This window comes from Leclercia sp. UBA5958 (assembly GCF_002430365.1).
Lineage (GTDB): Bacteria > Pseudomonadota > Gammaproteobacteria > Enterobacterales > Enterobacteriaceae > Enterobacter > Enterobacter pneumoniae.
On sequence record NZ_DJCE01000001.1, the window covers coordinates 584,615 to 601,307 of the forward strand.

Genomic DNA, 16,693 nt, shown 5'->3' on the forward strand with positions numbered 1-16,693 from the left:
TTAATTTTAGAGCCCCTGAAGGATACATCAGTTCAGGGGCTCTAATAATATGGTTTGATATAAACCAACTGACATATCTCAAATATTTATAGCACACACTGCCTGGACATTAGCCAAAAAACGGTATTAAGTAACGTCCGATTTAACTGGCCCAGGGAGAGGATATTATATTGTCGCCCGGCCACGTGGAGGTTTACTTACTCGCTGGCATGATATGATAAAAGAACTTGAGAGTAGTTCTAATCGCGATCACTGGTTGGCGCTTTATAGGGATGATAATGACGTTAACGACTCAACTTTTATAGAAAACGTTGAGCGAGGCGCCTTTCGCCTGGATCCGGCGGGAAGTTCGGGAATAAGTGAAGGATGTATTACATCACCCAGCCATGCTCATTATCGAATTCTCCACCATGCTCTATTAAGTTCGATGCCTGGATTAATAACGGCAGAACTTAGCGCTTTCGGTACGATACAGGTGTATTAATGAAGCCTATAGATAGCGTTTTGACAGGGGTAGGATCATTATTCCTTCTTAGCATTTTATTCTCGCTACTCTGCGCATTCATGCCAGATATTTACTTATATGATCTCTACACCAGTAAATTTGGTTTTCTGACGGAAACCGAATGGTATGACCGCTATATCACCGCTCTGATGATATTGTCATTACTCTTCACATTATTGCTTGTCTGGTTACTCTCCCATTTCTGGAAAAGAATAAAAACTGGCTAACTGGCGGGGCACACGCCCCGCCGCAATACCATAACAGACTTTCCCATTCCCCCACTTTACTTCAACTGTTATAGGTAAATTTCCCTTTTCTGCGTCTGATACTTCTCATCATCCCGCTATACCCTGTCTGCACAACGATTGACTTTGAGGTTGTGCATGTTTGGTTTAGATGCGTTTCACCTGGCAAGGATCCAGTTTGCTTTTACGGTCTCCTTCCACATTATTTTCCCGGCGATCACCATCGGGCTCGCCAGCTATCTGGCGGTTCTGGAGGGATTATGGCTAAAAACCAAAAATCCGGTCTGGCGCTCGCTTTATCATTTCTGGTCGAAGATCTTTGCCGTTAATTTTGGCATGGGCGTGGTCTCCGGCCTGGTCATGGCTTATCAGTTTGGCACTAACTGGAGCGGCTTTTCGCAGTTCGCTGGCAGTATTACCGGCCCCCTCCTCACTTATGAAGTGCTGACCGCCTTCTTCCTCGAAGCCGGTTTCCTCGGGGTGATGCTCTTTGGCTGGAAGAAAGTCGGGCCTGGACTGCACTTTTTCTCAACCTGTATGGTGGCGCTGGGCACGCTGATCTCCACCTTCTGGATCCTCGCCTCCAACAGCTGGATGCAGACGCCGCAAGGCCATGAAATCATCAACGGCGTGGTCGTTCCGGTAGACTGGTTCGCCGTCGTATTTAACCCCTCTTTCCCCTATCGCCTGCTACACATGTCGATTGCCGCCTTCCTGAGCAGCGCGCTATTCGTGGGTGCTTCGGCGGCCTGGCATCTGCTGCGCGGCAATAACACGCCGGCGATCCGCAAAATGTTCTCCATGGCACTGTGGATGACGCTCATTGTTGCTCCGCTGCAGGCCATGATTGGCGATATGCACGGTCTCAACACCCTGAAATATCAGCCTGCGAAAATAGCCGCTATCGAAGGACACTGGGAAAACCTGCCAGGCGAACCGACGCCACTGCTGCTGTTTGGTCTGCCCGATATGGAGCAGGAGCGCACCCGCTATGGTCTGGCGATCCCAGCCCTGGGCAGCCTGATCCTGACCCACAGTCTGGATAAGCAAGTTCCGGCCCTGAAAGAGTTCCCGAAAGCGGATCGTCCTAATTCCACCCTGGTGTTCTGGTCATTTCGCATCATGGCCGGGCTGGGCATGTTAATGCTCACCCTTGGTGCCGTCGCCCTGTGGCTGCGCTACCGAAAACGGCTATATCAATCCCGGCCATTCCTGTGGTTTGCCTTGCTGATGGGGCCGTCAGGCCTGATCGCCATCCTGGCCGGTTGGGTGACGACTGAGGTTGGCCGTCAACCCTGGGTGGTGTATGGCCTGCAGCGCACCGAAGATGCGGTCTCTGCACATGGCGACCTGCATATGAGCGTCAGCCTGCTGGCCTTTATCCTCGTCTACACCTCGGTGTTTGGCGTGGGTTACAGCTACATGGTACGCCTGATCAAAAAAGGGCCGCAGGATGACGAAACCTTCCCGAGCGAAACCGATGGCCGCCCCGCGCGTCCGCTTTCAGCCGCCAGTACAGCATTTGATACAAAGGAGACACCATAATGGGTATCGATCTCTCCCTGATCTGGTTTGTCATTATCGTCTTTGCCACCCTGATGTATATCGTGATGGATGGCTTTGACCTGGGGATTGGCATTCTTTTTCCCGCCGTGCGCGATCCGGACGATCGCGACGTGATGGTCAACACCGTCGCCCCGGTCTGGGATGGCAATGAAACCTGGCTGGTCCTCGGCGGTGCTGCGCTGTTTGGCGCTTTCCCGCTGGCCTACGCGGTCATCATCGATGCGCTCACCATTCCTTTGACGCTGATGCTGATCGGGTTGATTTTTCGCGGTGTGGCCTTTGAGTTTCGGTTTAAAGCGACCCCTGCCCACCGGCCGTTCTGGGATAAAGCCTTTATCGGCGGTTCGCTGCTTGCCACTTTCACCCAGGGGATTGTGGTCGGCGCGGTAATCAATGGCTTTCCGGTTACCCATCGCGCCTACAGCGGCGGCCCCTTTGACTGGTTCACCCCTTTCAATCTTTTCTGCGGTCTGGGGCTGATAGTGGCGTATGCGTTGTTAGGTGCCAGCTGGCTGGTGATGAAAAGTGAAAACCCGCTGCAGCAGCGGATGCGGAAGCTCTCCAGACGCCTGCTGATGGCGCTGCTGGGGGTGATCGCTATCATCAGTCTCTGGACCCCGCTGGCACACGCGGCCATTGCTGACCGCTGGTTTACGCTACCGAATCTTTTCTTCCTGCTGCCCGTGCCGGTGTTGGTGGCGGCGCTGAGTCTCTGGCAATGGCGCTGCCTGCATAATCCGCGCAGCCATACGCTGCCGTTCGTCCTGACCTTAGGGCTGGTCTTTCTCGGCTTCAGTGGGCTGGGGATCAGCATCTGGCCACATCTCATTCCGCCTTCCATCACCCTCTGGCAGGCCGCCGCGCCGGCGCAAAGCCAGGGCTTTATGCTGGTGGGGGCGCTACTCATTATCCCGATAATCCTTGTCTACACTTTCTGGAGCTACTACGTATTTCGTGGGAAGGTACAACCCGGGGAGGGATATCACTGATGCAGCAATCTGTCTGGAAACGCCTGTTCTGGCTGGCCGTGATCTGGGGTGGCAGCGTACTGGCACTGGCGCTGGTGGGGATGTTTTTCCGCCTGCTGATGACTGCCGCCGGATTCAAATCGCACTGAAAAAAGCCCTCTGCGGAGGGCTTTGCACGAATCCTGACAAATCCTTGCCTGGATTTGAAGAGTTGAATAATAACCTGAAGGAACTATCGGCATCATAGCCCGGAAACGTAAACCGATGGTGGCCTGATGTATACAAAAACGTTATCAATTGTGATGCTGACCTGCGCCCTCTTCTCCGGTCAGTTAATGGCCGGGCATAAAGGGCACGAGTATTATTGGGTAAAGAGTGTCGAACATCAGCTGCGTCATGAAGCCGACAGCGATGAGCTACGGGCCGTGGCACAAGAGTCTGCCGAGGGGCTGCGCGAACATCAACACTGGCAGAAGTCACGCAAACCCGACACCCATTTTCGCTAATTACACGCCCTTGCGTTTCGGCAGGGTTTTCATTAACTCGTCCGCGCTGACTGAAGCCACAATGCTGCCCGGCTGCGGCATTTTGAAGATGTGATTCTTCATTTTGCCAATCACGTGCATCTCGCAGGGGCGGCAGTCGAACTTCAGGGTCAGAACCTCGTCACCATTCACCAGCTGCATCGGGGTCGCTTTCCAGCTCTTGATATTGCCCTTCGCCTGTTTCGGGCAGAGGTTAAAGGCAAAACGCAGGCAGTGCTTGGTGATCATCACCGGCACGTCGCCCTTCTCTTCATGCGCCTCATAGGCTGCGTCAATTAGCTCAACGCCATAACGCTGATAAAATGCCCGCGCCTTGTGGTTATAGACGTTAGCCAGGAAGCTGAGATGGGTATCCGGATAGACCGGCGGCGGCACCGAGACGGGCTTACGGCTGCCGCGGGGGTAGCTTGCCAGACGCGCCGCGTCGAGCTTATCTGCCGTCTCACGGCGGAACTGGTTCAGCAAGCTGTTAGGCACAAAAAGGGCATCCGCCAGGTTAATCTCGATATTGCGCGCGTAGTAGATAGTCTGGCCCAGTTTCGCCACGCCATCCTTAAGGTTGCTCAGCGCCTTCTCGCGATGGGTTGCCACATCGAACTGTCCGTCCAGCGTATGGGTAACGGTCACCCCCTCTTCGCTGGTCATAGTCAGAATCAGCTGTTCTTCCCAGCCGCCCAGTTCAATATCCACCGCCACGCGGCGCTCGCTGGAAGTTTTCAGCAGCGCCTGCTGCCAGTTATGGTCCAGGTTGCGGTTTAACGGGGTATTCGGGCGGATTTTGTGCAGATCGGCGGGCATCTCATTCGGCCAGACGCGATAGCGGTTTTCACCCGTTTTTTCCACCGTATTGGCGCGAAAGCCCACGACTTCACGTTTGATCATCACATTCAGACCATCACCGTTCGCCAGCGGCTCGGTCACTTCCACGTCCAGGTGTTGTTTCGATACCTTCAGCACTTCGCCCACCGGCAGGCCGATAAATTTCGGCGAGTCAAATGCGCCGATATCACCTTTGCGCGCATTCACGAAGTAGTCTGTGCTACCGCGGTGGAACGTCTTATCGGTAGAAGGAATAAAGAAGTGCTCGGTACGGCCGGACGAGGCGCGCGCCAGATCGCCGCGATCGTCAATAATGGCGTCGAGCATCTGACGATAGTGCGCGGTGATATTCTTAACGTAGCTCATGTCTTTGTAGCGCCCTTCAATTTTGAAGGAGCGCACCCCCGCGTCGATCAGCGCCGCCAGGTTTGCCGTCTGGTCGTTATCTTTCATCGACAGCAGATGCTTTTCAAAGGCAACGACGCGCCCCTGATCGTCTTTCAGGGTATACGGCAGGCGGCAGGCTTGCGAGCAGTCACCCCGGTTGGCGCTGCGCCCGGTCTGCGCGTGGGAGATGTTGCACTGACCCGAATAGGCCACGCACAGGGCACCGTGAATAAAGAATTCAATGGTGGCGTCGGTGGCCTGGTAGATCTCACGAATCTGATTCAGGTTCAGTTCACGCGCCAGAACAATCTGGCTAAAGCCGGCATCAGAGAGAAATTTCGCTTTTTCGACGCTACGGATGTCGCACTGGGTACTGGCATGCAGTTCAATCGGCGGAATATCCAGTTCCATTACGCCCATATCCTGCACGATCAGCGCATCCACGCCGGTCTGGTACAGGTCGGCGATCATGCGTTGCGCCGGCTCCAGCTCATCATCATGAAGTATGGTGTTCAGGGTCACAAACACCTTCGCCCCGTAGCGATGGGCGAATGGCACCAACTCGGCGATATCGCGCAGGCTGTTGCTGGCATTATGGCGAGCGCCAAAACCCGGGCCGCCGATATAGACCGCATCGGCACCGTGAAGAATCGCTTCACGGGCAATAGCGGCGTCACGAGCCGGGCTCAAAAGTTCAAGATGATGGGATTGCAGGCGCATACTTCGTCGTTATCCGTTATGGTCAAAATGGCGGCTATTGTAGTCAGAAGTCTGCGGCAACGGAATCGTTTTGCGTAGGTTTAGCGGGGATAATGGATAAGCGAGTGAAAGTGCACCTGCTGCTCGCTGCTGTTGCGGTAGGCGTGCGGTTTATCGCCCGCAAAACGGACGCCGGTATCCGAGAGAATACGCCGCCATTCGCCGTCGATTTTCATCTCCAGCTCGCCGCTGATCACCACAACATGCTCCACTACGCCCGCCTCATGCGGCGTGGATTCACTGCAGGCACCCGGGGCCAGGGTGATGGAAAAGTGGTCATATTTCAGTTCATCATCCCAGGGAAACAACGGTTTAATCACCATCGCCTGCTGCTGAGGGTCGAATACCGGCTGCGCTTCGGCCTCCGGGCTAATAAAAGTCGAAAACGGGACATTCAGGCCGGTGGCGATTTTCCACAAAGTCGAGACCGTCGGACTGGATTCGTTGCGCTCCACCTGACCGAGCATCGCCTTCGACACGCCAGTCTCTTCCGCCAGCCTGGAGAGACTCCAGCCTCGCGCCTGGCGTAATGTTTTCAGTGTTGTAGCAAGATGTTGCGTGATGTCCATAACCCCTCCCGTTGGCCCGAGTGTACCACTTGTATGCTATAGCGCACAGTGATACATTCCTCGTATGCTATAACGCACAAGGAGCCGCTATGCGGGCCGTTTCCCTCACTTTTCCCACGGTGTTATCCGGCTTCGTTGCCGTGCTGGTCGGCTATGCCAGCTCTGCCGCCATCATCTGGCAGGCAGCTGCGGCGGCGGGGGCAACGCCAACACAAATCGCAGGCTGGATGACCGCACTGGGAATGGGGATGGGGATCAGCACCCTGCTCCTCTCGTGGTGGTATAAAGCCCCGGTGCTGACCGCCTGGTCGACTCCGGGCGCCGCGCTGCTGGCGACCAGCCTGCAGGGGGTGACTTTAGCGGAAACCATCGGCATATTTATCTTTGCCAATGCGCTCATCTTACTCTGCGGTGTCACTGGATTATTTGCCCGCCTGATGAAAATCATCCCCCACTCGCTGGCCGCCGCCATGCTGGCCGGGGTCTTGCTGCGCTTTGGCCTGCAGGCGTTCAGCAATATGGACGGGCATCTGGTGCTCTGTGGCAGCATGTTGCTGGCGTGGCTGGCGGCAAAGGCGGTGGCCCCACGCTATGCCATTGTCGCTACGCTGCTGGTGGGCGCAGCGGTGGCAGGTCTTAATGGTGACGTTGTCACAGAAAAGTTAACCCTGACGCTGGTGATGCCCCAGTTCATTGCCCCCTCTTTCACGTTGACAACCTTGATCAGCATCGGCATCCCTTTTTTCCTTGTGACCATGGCCTCTCAGAACGCGCCGGGGTTCGCCACCCTGAAAGCATCAGGATACCCGGTTGCCGTCTCGCCGCTCATCATCGCCACCGGCGGCCTGGCGTTGCTGCTCGCACCCTTGGGAGTCTACTCGATTTGCATTGCCGCGATCACCGCCGCGATCTGTCAAAGTCCGGATGCCCATCCCGATCCTGACAAACGCTGGCTGGCCGCCGCTGCCGCAGGCGTTTTTTATCTGCTGGCGGGAGTGTTCGGCGGGTCGATCACCGGCGTCATGGCGGCGCTGCCGCTAAGCTGGATCCAGACGCTGGCTGGGCTGGCGCTGCTGGGCACCATTAGCGGGAGCCTCTATCAGGCCCTGCACAATGAGCGGGAACGTGATGCGGCTATCGTGACCTTTCTGCTAACGGCAAGCGGCGTCACGCTGGGCGGTATTGGTTCGGCGTTCTGGGGGCTGGCGGCAGGCGGGGTGTGTTATCTGGTGCTGTTACGCCTGCGCCGCGCGTAGCTGCGAGGGCGTCATTCCCATTACGCTGCGAAAGCGATTACTGAAGTGGCTTGCAGAGCTAAAACCGCAGGCCAGCGCAATCTCCGTCAGGGGAAGCTGGGTAGAAGTGACCAGCCTTCTGGCCTTATCCATCCGGCGCTGCATCACGTACTGATGCGGTGCCATCTGCATCGACTGGCGGAACATGCGCGCGAAGTGGTACTCACTCAGGCTCGCCTGGGTAGCCAGATCCGCAAGAGTTAATGCGGCAGCCAGGTTCTCTTCAATATAACTGAGTACATTGCGCAGCGTAAAAGGTGATAACCCCCCGGTGACGGTGGGGAGCCGCCACTGCACATTGCTGTAATGCTGTACCAGATGGGTGAGCAACAGCGTGGAGGCGCTGCTCAGGGTTAGCTGATTCGCCTTTTGCCCCCAGTCGCAGCCCAGAATGAAGTGGCGATAGAGCGCGGTAATTTTTTCGTCGTCACCAAACAGGTTTTCATCCAGGGTAAAGCCATACGGACTTTTGTCCCAGATCTTTTCACCCACCTCGCGCAGATGGGCATCGGTGCAATACAGATGCACAAAAGATAAGTCATCGCGAATATCCCAGCTCGACTCACTCTCTTTTGGCATCAGGCAAAAGCGGTCCGGCCCGCCGCCGTTTTTCCACCCGGCCGAGGTTTTATGGTAACTCTCGTAGCCGTCGGCCACATACAAACTCAGAGTGTGGTGATCGCAATACTGGGTGATGGTATCGCGTTTGTTGGACCAGGCCGCCAGTTGGATCCCCGAATTGAGCGCAACAGCGTTATGCAGCACCGCTTTATGTCTGCGCAGATTTTCAAAGGCACCGTACATCTCAGCCATATCGCCCAACACTCCCGTTAACCAGAGCTCATCAGTTTAAAAAGAACGTTGTACCAGTGCCACCCCTCACTTCGCTATGGCGATAAAAAAGCGCAAGAATTTGCAAGTTCTGCGCAAGACGGTGCAAGCCGCCCAGGACCGCAAGACGCATACTCAGGCCATTACAGACAACGAAGAGAGCCATTGATGTCAGGCTCGGAGAGAGAATATGAACGCACTATTATACGGTCTGGTGGTCATCATTTGGGGAACAACCTGGATTGCGATCTATTTACAGCAAGGGCCCGTTGCGGCACCCGTCTCTATTTTTTGGCGCTTTGCCGTCGCGACCGCTACCATCATGCTCGTTTTGCTGGCGCTGCGACGCCTGCGTAAAATTCACCTGCGCGACCACCTGTTCTGTCTATTACAGGGCTGCTGCGTCTTTTGTTTTAATTTCTGGTGTTTCTATACCGCCGCCTCCTATATCAATACCGGCCTGGAGTCGGTCATTTTCTCAATGGCGGTACTCTATAACGCGCTGAATAGTTTTTTGTTTTTTGGTCAGCGCCCGCCTGCACGCTTTTACCTGGCGGCGGCGATGGGCCTGCTCGGTATTATCACCCTCTTCTGGAGCGATCTCATCGCCAGCGGCTGGAATGCAGGTCTCCTCTTCGGTATCGCCTTGTCGGCGCTGGGTACCTACGGTTTCTCGCTGGGGAATATGATCAGCTTACGTCATCAGCGTAACGGGCTCGAGACCATGACCACCAACGCCTGGGCGATGCTGTATGGCACACTGGTTATGGGCGCGATTGCACTCATTCGCGGGGATAGCTTCGCACCCGAGTGGACCCTGAGCTATATGGGCGCGCTGCTCTATCTGGCGCTGTTTGGCTCGGTGATTGCCTTTGGTGCCTATTTCACTCTGGTTGGGCGTATTGGCGCGGGCAAAGCGGCTTACAGCACCTTGCTGTTCCCGCTGGTGGCATTGTCATTTTCAACGGTTTATGAGGGATATGTCTGGCATGCCAATGCGATTGCGGGCTTACTGTTGATCTTAACCGGAAACCTGGTGATGTTTGCGAAACCAGAAACCTGGTTCAGACGCCCACGGCTGGCGTAAAAATTCCGGCCTGCGTGCAGGCCGGAAGAGAGGCATTATTTCATCGTTTTGTGGACATCAAACATGGTGGCGTCTGTCGCCATGTCGTCCACCACCTGTTTCAACGTCGCCAGCGTCATTGGCGACTTCTCATTATTGAGCTCTTTACCCTCGCCCATACGCACTACCTTAATGACCGGTTTATTGGTCTGCGCGTCAATCAGCTCGCCTTCAAAGAAGAGATGCGTATCCATGGTGCGGTGGCCGCTGGCAATTTGCGTACCGGCAATCACCAGCGCCACAGGGACCACTTCATAGAACTGCAGCCCCTCTTTCTGCGAGCTAACACCGGTAATGGCGCCGCGGAAGATCAGACTATGCGGCCCGGGGGTGGTCACAATAGGTTTCCGTTGTCCAATCGCCGTTTTCATTTTGGTATTGGTATACGCCAGAATATCATCCAGCGTGCGTTGACCTACCTGCGTGGTGGGTTTTGGCGTTGGATAATAGGTAATTGGCGTCCAGATAATGCTGTCATATTTAGATTCGTCGTAAGCAGGATCGACCCAGCGCAGGGTGGGTTTACCCGACGCGGAGGTGGTTTGCTTAAGGCCGGAGTAGTCTTTTAAAAAGCCTGAATATTGATTAGGTTCTGCCACTTTCGATGCACAACCCGCCAACATGAGCAGGCCAGAGAGCGCTGCAACTTTGAATAAAGTTTTGGTACGCATAATGGGTATGTCCCTGTGGATTGTAGATATGCATTTCAAGTTATAGCAAAACTATTAATCACGCGTTGTGACAAAAAAGGTGGACGGAATATATTTCGGAAAAAAACTGCCCGCCAGGGCAACAGGCAGCTTTTTTGGGTTATTTAATATCTACTTGCCAGAATAAATGTTTGCCGAAAGGATCAATTTCGTAACCTGTAACCTCTTTACGTACGGGTTCGAATATTGTTGAGTGGGCAATCATGACCGCAGGCATCTGGTCGTGCATCATCTGTTGCGCCTCTTGATACAGCGCCGCGCGTTTACCCTGATCGGTAATCGATTTTGCTTCAGCAATGATTTTATCAAAGGGCTGATAACACCATTTCGCCGAGTTCGATCCCCCGTTTGCAGAGGTACAGGTAAAGAGTGGCCCGAAGAAGTTATCCGGATCGCCGGTCGCGGTGGTCCAGCCCATCAGCGCCGCCTGATGTTCTCCGCTCTTCACCCGCTTCAGGTATTCGCCCCATTCGTAAGTGACGATTTTGGTCTGCACGCCAATTTTCGCCCAGTCGGCCTGAATCATTTCGGCCATCCGTTTCGCATTCGGGTTATAGGGGCGCTGTACCGGCATGGCCCACAAATCGATAGTCACACCGTTAGCAAAGCCAGCCTCTTTCAGAAGCGCCTTCGCTTTTTCAGGGTCATAGTCGTAATCTTTCAGTTCACTATCTGCGCTCCAGACGCCCGGCGGCAGCAGATTTTTCGCGGCGGTGCCGGTACCGTGGAAGACCGCGTCGATAACCGCCGGTTTGTTGATCGCCATGGCCAGCGCCTGACGCACCTTCAGATTATCCAGCGGCGCTTTTTGCGTATTGAAGGCCAGGAAGCCGGTATTCAGCCCCGCCTTACTCATCAGGTTAAGATCTTTGTTGGCTTTCATTCGCGGCAGGTCGGCGGGGTTCGGGAAAGGCATCACCTGACACTCGCCCTTTTCCAGTTTTGCGAACCGCACCGAGGCATCCGGAGTGATGCTAAAGATCAATCGATCGAGCTTCGCTTTACCCTGCCAGTATTCCGGGAAGGCAGTGAACAGAATGCGGGAGTCTTTCTGGTACTGCGCCAGTTTAAACGGCCCGGTACCGATTGGATTCATATCGACCTTCTCAGGGGTACCGGCTTTTAACATCGCATCGGCATACTCTGCCGACAAGATTGAGGCGAAATACCAGGCCAGATCGGCTACAAACGGCGCTTCCGGGTGCGCCAGGGTAAAGCGCACAGTGTTATCGTCAACGCGATCGATGGCGGTAATCAGCGTGCCAAATTCCAGACTTTCAAAGTTGGAATAGCTGCCGTTAGAGACGTTGTGATAGGGATGTTTCGCATCTTTTTGCCGCATGAATGAAAAAATCACGTCATCCGCATTAAAGTCGCGCGTTGGGGTAAAGAATTTGTTGCTCTGGAATTTCACCCCTTTGCGTAAATGGAAGGTGTAGACCTTGCCATCATCGCTCACGTCCCAGCTTTCAGCGAGGCTCGGTACCAGCTCGGTGGTACCGGGTTTGAAATCGACCAGACGGTTATAGACCGGCACCGCGCTGGCGTCCACGCTGGTACCCGAGGTATAGAGTTGCGGATTAAAGTTCTCAGGAGAGCCTTCAGAACAGTAAACCAGCGTTTTGGCGGCAACGGTGGAACTGACCGTCAGCGCGGCCAGGGCCAGAGCTAAAGTTGTGAGCTTGCTTTTCATCACGTTTTCCTGTCTTTTAATTCGACGGCTAATCATTCTTTTGCCATTTCATAAATAACATTAAAGTGACCATGCAAACACCTGATAATACGAATAAAGAAGGATTCACTATGGCTTCGACGCTATCCAGACAATTAACCCATCGCTTTTTTCGCTATCTCGCCATCACCAGCCAGAGCGATGCTCAAATAAAAACCCTCCCCTCTACGCCAGGCCAACATGACATGGCGCGCGAACTGGCGAAGGAGCTGGAATCACTGGGTCTGGATGAGATTGTGATCGATGAATTTGCTACCGTTACCGCGGTAAAAAAAGGGAATGTGCCAGGCGCTCCGCGCATTGGTTTTATTACCCATATTGATACTGTAGACGTCGGATTATCACCGGATATTCATCCACAAATATTAACCTTTAAAGGTGAAGATCTCTGTCTGAATAAAGAGAAAGATATTTGGCTGCGGGTCGATGAGCATCCTGAAATACGGGCTTACCCGAATGAAGAGATTATTTTTAGCGACGGCACCAGCGTGCTGGGGGCAGATAATAAAGCCGCCGTCACCGTGGTGATGACTCTGCTGGAGAACCTTACCGCTGAACATGCGCATGGCGATATCGTGGTCGCCTTCGTGCCGGATGAAGAGATTGGACTATTAGGGGCCAAAGCCCTGGATTTGAAACGCTTCGACGTGGATTTCGCCTGGACTATAGACTGCTGCGAGATCGGCGAGATCGTCTACGAGAACTTTAACGCCGCCACGGCGGAAATCCGCTTTACCGGCGTGACCGCGCATCCGATGTCGGCGAAGGGGGTGCTGGTGAACCCGCTGCTGATGGCCATGGATTACATCAACCATTTCGATCGCCAGCAAACGCCAGAGTGCACCGAAGGACGGGAAGGTTACATCTGGTTCCAGGGGATGCAGGCCGGACAGAACGAAGCCATTCTGAAGGCGAATATCCGCGACTTCGACCAGCAGAGCTTTGCTGCTCGTAAGGCGCAGATTGCCGACGTAGCCGAGAAAATTGCGGCTCAACACCCCACCGCACGGGTGAGCTGGCATATCGAAGAGACCTACAGCAATATCAGCAATGCGTTGGGTGACGACCGTCGCGCCATTGACTTGATGTTTGCGGCGATGGAGAGCCTGGGCATTACGCCGAAACCGACGCCAATGCGGGGCGGTACCGACGGGGCTGCACTCTCCGCCAAAGGGCTGCTGACCCCGAACTTCTTCACCGGTGCGCATAACTTCCACTCGAAGTTCGAGTTCTTGCCGCTGTCGTCGTTCGAGGCCTCTTACAACACGGCGCTGCAAATCTGCCTGATGGCGGCCCGTTAAGCCGGTTTGCGCGCCAGCATAGTAGTAAAACGCAATTTAATGCGATTCCCCTCGGCGTCGGTGCGGTGTAGCTCACCGACGTCTTCGTTATATTTCAGCAGATCCCAGCCCGCATAATACGCACTCAGCTCCCCGCTTTTAAAGGCAAACGGGAAGCCCACCGTGCAGGGGTAATCGTCGGTGTCCATCGCGGCCACGATCAGGTTGTACCCACCCGGTTTGGTGCACTCCTGCATGTTGGCAATCAAGCCCGGTATGGTCTTCGCTTCGAGGAACATCATCACCACGGTTGAGAGGATAAAATCGTATTCGCCGTCAAAGCGCAGGGTGTTGAGATCCTTGATGGCCGTCTGCAGCGTTGTGATGCCCTCTTTGGCTTTAATGCTTTCGATGTTGCTAATGCCGGCCGGATTTTTGTCCCAGGCGGTGACATCGAAACCGTTCGCAGCCAGGTAAAGGCTATTGCGTCCGTTACCACAGCCGAGGTCGAGTGTTTTACCCGGTTTGACAATCCCGGCGCTGTACAGCACCTCGGAATGGGTGCGGGTCAGGCCATATTTTTCGGTGAAGTAGTTCTCATCAATCACAGTCATTTTTTTTCCTCAGTCTGCATCAGTAAGGCTTTGTCTGTACGAACTAACAGCTTGCCCTGCATCAGCAGAATAAATGTGCGTACCAGTAACAGCGCGATAATCGCGTTGGTGAAAATAAACAGCGGAATAGCAATAACGTGGAACAATCCGGTACTACTGCTCTGCCCCAGATGCAGGCCGATAGTGGCGAGCGCCGAGACGCCGAACGAGAAGCTCCAGAACGAGGCATTAAAGGGTTGCGACAAGTACCAGGGCATCAGGCGCAGCATAAACAGCAGTTGCAGCAGGCCGTAGCCGAACAACATTTTGGCAAAGGTATCCGCTTCGCCGCCGTTCACGCTAAACCAGGCGCTACAGGCCACCAGCGCGGGGGCAAGCTGGATGCCAAGCGAAGTGCGTAGCGCCTGGGGCAGCTCTCCGGCGCTGCGCAGGCGTTGCAAAATGACCGGCTCAAGACTCAGCCACGAGAAGACACCTGCCCCCAAAAACAGCAGCCCGGCATCGTGAAAACCCAGGGCTCCGCAGCCCATCGCGCTGATGAAGTTATTGGCCACCGTGGGCAGATACAGCCCCGGCGTGGTGGCCTCCTCCGGATGGCGTCCGCGCCACAACCCGGCGCTCTGCCAGGCGGCGTAGCTGAGTTGCACCACTACACCGATGCTAAACAGCACCAGCGCCAACGGGCGATACCAGGGCACCACACCAATTGACACCAGTAGCGTAGTGGCGGGAAAGAGGCTGACGAAACTGCTCATCACCGGATGGCGCATCTCCGTCAGCACGCTTTGCGGGAAGCGCACCGCACGGGTCATAAACGCCACCGTCAGCAGCAGCCAGAGGGTTATCGCCAGCCCCACGAGGATCTCCCCCGGCCAGCGCGTTACAGGCCAGATTGTTCCGGCATAACGCCAGGCGAAACCCATGCCGATGATCCCCAGCACCATGCCGTAATAGCCGGAGGGTAAGTTAAGAACTTGTTCAGATTTGTTAGTTTTATACATTTATTTTAAATTATAAAGTATATTTGAAATGCTATTTTAAGGGGTTTCATTTGTGGATGCCACTCTTTCGATCAACGTAAAGTTTGCTACGTTTAGTAAAGAGAACAACTGCGGAAACCCTGATGAATAAATACCGCCTTAGCCATGAAACGCGCCTGCACCATTGGCATGACGGCGACCACAAATCGTCCGTGACGCTCCGCCAGCTGATCGCCACCCGGGATTTTGCCGACGTCCCCTGCGGCAGCCGTGGCGGCTGGGTTGAGGACGAGTCAGCCTTATCGCAAGAGGGAGATTGCTGGCTCTACGACCAGAACAGCGTGGTATTTGCCGGGGCACAAGTCACCGGCAACGCGCGGATCACTCAGCCTTGTGTGATCAGCCATCACGCCCGCATTGGGGACAACGTCTGGGTTGATAGCGCAGAGGTCAGCCACGGTGCCCGCCTGTGTGACAACGTCACGGTCCAGGCATCCGTAGTGCGCGGCGAATGTCATCTCTACGGTAATGCGCGCATTCTGCATAACAGCGTCGTCATAGCCGCCAAAGGGTTAACTCCGGATCGGGATCTGATTCTGCAAATCTACGGCAACGCCACGGTCAGCGAGTCGCGCGTGGTACATCAGGCGCAGATCTACGGCAATGCTATTGTGAACTGGGCGTTTATTGAGCATCGCGCTGAGGTCTTCGACAATGCGCTGCTGGAAGGCAATGAGCTGAATAACGTCTGGGTATGTGACTGCGCCAAAGTCTACGGCAATGCGCGCCTGCGCGCCGGGCGCGAGGAGGATGCCATCCCCACCCTGCGTTACAGCTCCCAGGTGGCGGAAAATGCGCTCGTGGAAGGCAACTGCGTCATTAAACATCATGTGCTGATTGGCGGCGAGGCGTGGCTAAGTGGCGGGCCGATTCTTATTGATGACAAGGTGGTGATTCAGGGGCGCGCGCGCATCCGTGGCGAAGTGCTGATCGAGCATCATATTGATATTACCGACGATGCAGTGATCGAGGCCCTGGATGGCGAGGCCATTCATCTACGCGGCGCGAAGGTGATTAACGGCGCGCAGCGTATTATCCGCACACCGCTGCTGGGGGCCTTATAGTTCGACAATCCGGGCGTAGATATTCTGGTCGTCGTAGTGCCCGTTGAGAAACTCAGCCTGTTTCAGGCACCCTTCCAGCTCAAAGCCATTGGCCAGCGCCACGCGATTGCTGGCCGCGTTCGCCACGCGACATTTGATGACGAAACGGCGAATCTCTTTACGTTCAGCGTAATAGCGGATAAAGCCCTGCAACGCCTGCGAGAGGATCCCCTGCCCCTGATGCGCCTCATCCAGCCAGTAGCCGATATACCCGGTTTTGTTCAGTGGCTCGATGGCGTTAAACGACAGCACCCCCACCAGCACGTTATCGAGAAAGATCAGGAACATTTTGGCGTAACCGCGCTGATGCAGCATCTGGTTACTCTGGATATTTTTTAGCGAATCTTCTGCACTCCCCACATATTGCGGCCACTCCAGAAACTGCTGCAGCCAGTCGCGATTTTTAATCACCAGGTTATACAGCTCAGCGGCGTGACTTTCCTCTACCGCGCGCAGTTCAAGCGAGGAGGAAATGGGGATAATTTCAGGGGGGATAGCGGTCATAGGGCCTACGTTTTGTGGATTTACGTGGCGTCAGTCTACTGAACCATGACCACGGCGGCTACGCCCAGGATTGAGGGTTTACGGCCCCTCCCGGT

The 16,693-nt window shown here is 54.9% G+C and carries 16 protein-coding genes and 1 pseudogene; 9 read left to right on the top strand and 8 right to left on the bottom strand.

Translation table 11 applies throughout. The features are described 5' to 3' along the window. Positions 1 to 163 precede the first annotated feature (163 nt). The 5 genes and pseudogenes from B2Q93_RS02885 to B2Q93_RS02905 all read left to right on the top strand — a co-directional run. Positions 164 to 484 (top strand): annotated as a pseudogene (locus B2Q93_RS02885) (tlde1 domain-containing protein); the annotation flags it as partial. 404 nt (positions 485 to 888) lie between these two features. Continuing rightward, positions 889 to 2,295, top strand: coding sequence for a cytochrome ubiquinol oxidase subunit I (locus tag B2Q93_RS02890; RefSeq protein WP_040075553.1), 1,407 nt, complete (start codon positions 889 to 891; stop codon positions 2,293 to 2,295). Then, entirely contained in the window at positions 2,295 to 3,305 is a 1,011-nt protein-coding gene (cydB, locus tag B2Q93_RS02895; protein ID WP_286931760.1) for a cytochrome d ubiquinol oxidase subunit II, read from the top strand. Before B2Q93_RS02890 ends, cydB begins: the two co-directional genes overlap by 1 nt. Beyond that, positions 3,305 to 3,433 carry a DUF2474 domain-containing protein gene (locus tag B2Q93_RS02900; RefSeq protein WP_046885363.1) on the top strand — a complete coding sequence of 43 codons (129 nt, stop codon included), beginning with the start codon at positions 3,305 to 3,307 and terminating at the stop codon, positions 3,431 to 3,433. Before cydB ends, B2Q93_RS02900 begins: the two co-directional genes overlap by 1 nt. A 126-nt stretch (positions 3,434 to 3,559) precedes the next feature. Continuing rightward, positions 3,560 to 3,790 carry a DUF2554 family protein gene (locus B2Q93_RS02905; RefSeq protein WP_046885362.1) on the top strand — a complete coding sequence of 77 codons (231 nt, stop codon included), beginning with the start codon at positions 3,560 to 3,562 and terminating at the stop codon, positions 3,788 to 3,790. Here B2Q93_RS02905 and B2Q93_RS02910 read toward each other — a convergent pair whose 3' ends face one another. Together B2Q93_RS02910 and B2Q93_RS02915 are read right to left on the bottom strand one after the other, a co-directional pair. Then, on the bottom strand, positions 3,791 to 5,755 hold the full coding sequence (locus tag B2Q93_RS02910) for a peptidase U32 family protein (RefSeq protein WP_286931761.1): 1,965 nt from the start codon (positions 5,753 to 5,755) through the stop codon (positions 3,791 to 3,793). Between the two features lie 80 nt (positions 5,756 to 5,835). Next, the gene (locus B2Q93_RS02915) at positions 5,836 to 6,363 is read right to left on the bottom strand and encodes a helix-turn-helix domain-containing protein (RefSeq protein WP_286931762.1); all 528 of its coding nucleotides are present in this window, start codon (positions 6,361 to 6,363) and stop codon (positions 5,836 to 5,838) included. Between the two features lie 89 nt (positions 6,364 to 6,452). Between B2Q93_RS02915 and B2Q93_RS02920 the strand changes: the two genes are divergently transcribed. Further along, positions 6,453 to 7,619, top strand: coding sequence for a benzoate/H(+) symporter BenE family transporter (locus B2Q93_RS02920; protein WP_286931763.1), 1,167 nt, complete (start codon positions 6,453 to 6,455; stop codon positions 7,617 to 7,619). On the opposite strand, the gene B2Q93_RS02925 is transcribed toward B2Q93_RS02920, so the two are convergent. Next, on the bottom strand, positions 7,599 to 8,471 hold the full coding sequence (locus B2Q93_RS02925; RefSeq protein ID WP_286931764.1) for a helix-turn-helix transcriptional regulator: 873 nt from the start codon (positions 8,469 to 8,471) through the stop codon (positions 7,599 to 7,601). The genes B2Q93_RS02920 and B2Q93_RS02925 overlap by 21 nt on opposite strands. A 208-nt stretch (positions 8,472 to 8,679) precedes the next feature. On the opposite strand from B2Q93_RS02925, the gene B2Q93_RS02930 reads away from it, so the two are divergent. After that, complete coding sequence (locus B2Q93_RS02930; protein ID WP_046885357.1) at positions 8,680 to 9,576, top strand: DMT family transporter; 897 nt, start codon at positions 8,680 to 8,682, stop codon at positions 9,574 to 9,576. Between the two features lie 35 nt (positions 9,577 to 9,611). On the opposite strand, the gene B2Q93_RS02935 is transcribed toward B2Q93_RS02930, so the two are convergent. Beyond that, a complete protein-coding gene (locus tag B2Q93_RS02935) occupies positions 9,612 to 10,286 on the bottom strand; it encodes a DUF3313 domain-containing protein (protein ID WP_286931765.1) in 675 nt (224 codons plus the stop codon). Positions 10,287 to 10,425: 139 nt separating this feature from the next. Continuing rightward, on the bottom strand, positions 10,426 to 12,018 hold the full coding sequence (locus B2Q93_RS02940; protein WP_286931766.1) for an ABC transporter substrate-binding protein: 1,593 nt from the start codon (positions 12,016 to 12,018) through the stop codon (positions 10,426 to 10,428). A gap of 110 nt (positions 12,019 to 12,128) precedes the next feature. Between B2Q93_RS02940 and pepT the strand changes: the two genes are divergently transcribed. Beyond that, a complete protein-coding gene (gene pepT / locus B2Q93_RS02945; protein ID WP_263616915.1) occupies positions 12,129 to 13,358 on the top strand; it encodes a peptidase T in 1,230 nt (409 codons plus the stop codon). On the opposite strand, the gene tehB is transcribed toward pepT, so the two are convergent. Further along, entirely contained in the window at positions 13,355 to 13,951 is a 597-nt protein-coding gene (tehB, locus tag B2Q93_RS02950) for a tellurite resistance methyltransferase TehB (protein ID WP_286931767.1), read from the bottom strand. The genes pepT and tehB overlap by 4 nt on opposite strands. After that, positions 13,948 to 14,952, bottom strand: a complete 1,005-nt coding sequence (tehA, locus tag B2Q93_RS02955) for a dicarboxylate transporter/tellurite-resistance protein TehA (protein WP_286931768.1) — start codon at positions 14,950 to 14,952, stop codon at positions 13,948 to 13,950. Before tehA ends, tehB begins: the two co-directional genes overlap by 4 nt. A gap of 122 nt (positions 14,953 to 15,074) precedes the next feature. Between tehA and ydcK the strand changes: the two genes are divergently transcribed. Beyond that, complete coding sequence (ydcK, locus tag B2Q93_RS02960; protein WP_286931769.1) at positions 15,075 to 16,055, top strand: YdcK family protein; 981 nt, start codon at positions 15,075 to 15,077, stop codon at positions 16,053 to 16,055. Here the strand turns inward: ydcK and rimL are convergent. Further along, positions 16,050 to 16,589 (bottom strand): 50S ribosomal protein L7/L12-serine acetyltransferase, encoded by a 540-nt coding sequence (gene rimL, locus B2Q93_RS02965; RefSeq protein WP_154298827.1) that lies wholly within the window; start codon positions 16,587 to 16,589, stop codon positions 16,050 to 16,052. The genes ydcK and rimL overlap by 6 nt on opposite strands. Between the last annotated feature and the right edge of the window lie 104 nt (positions 16,590 to 16,693).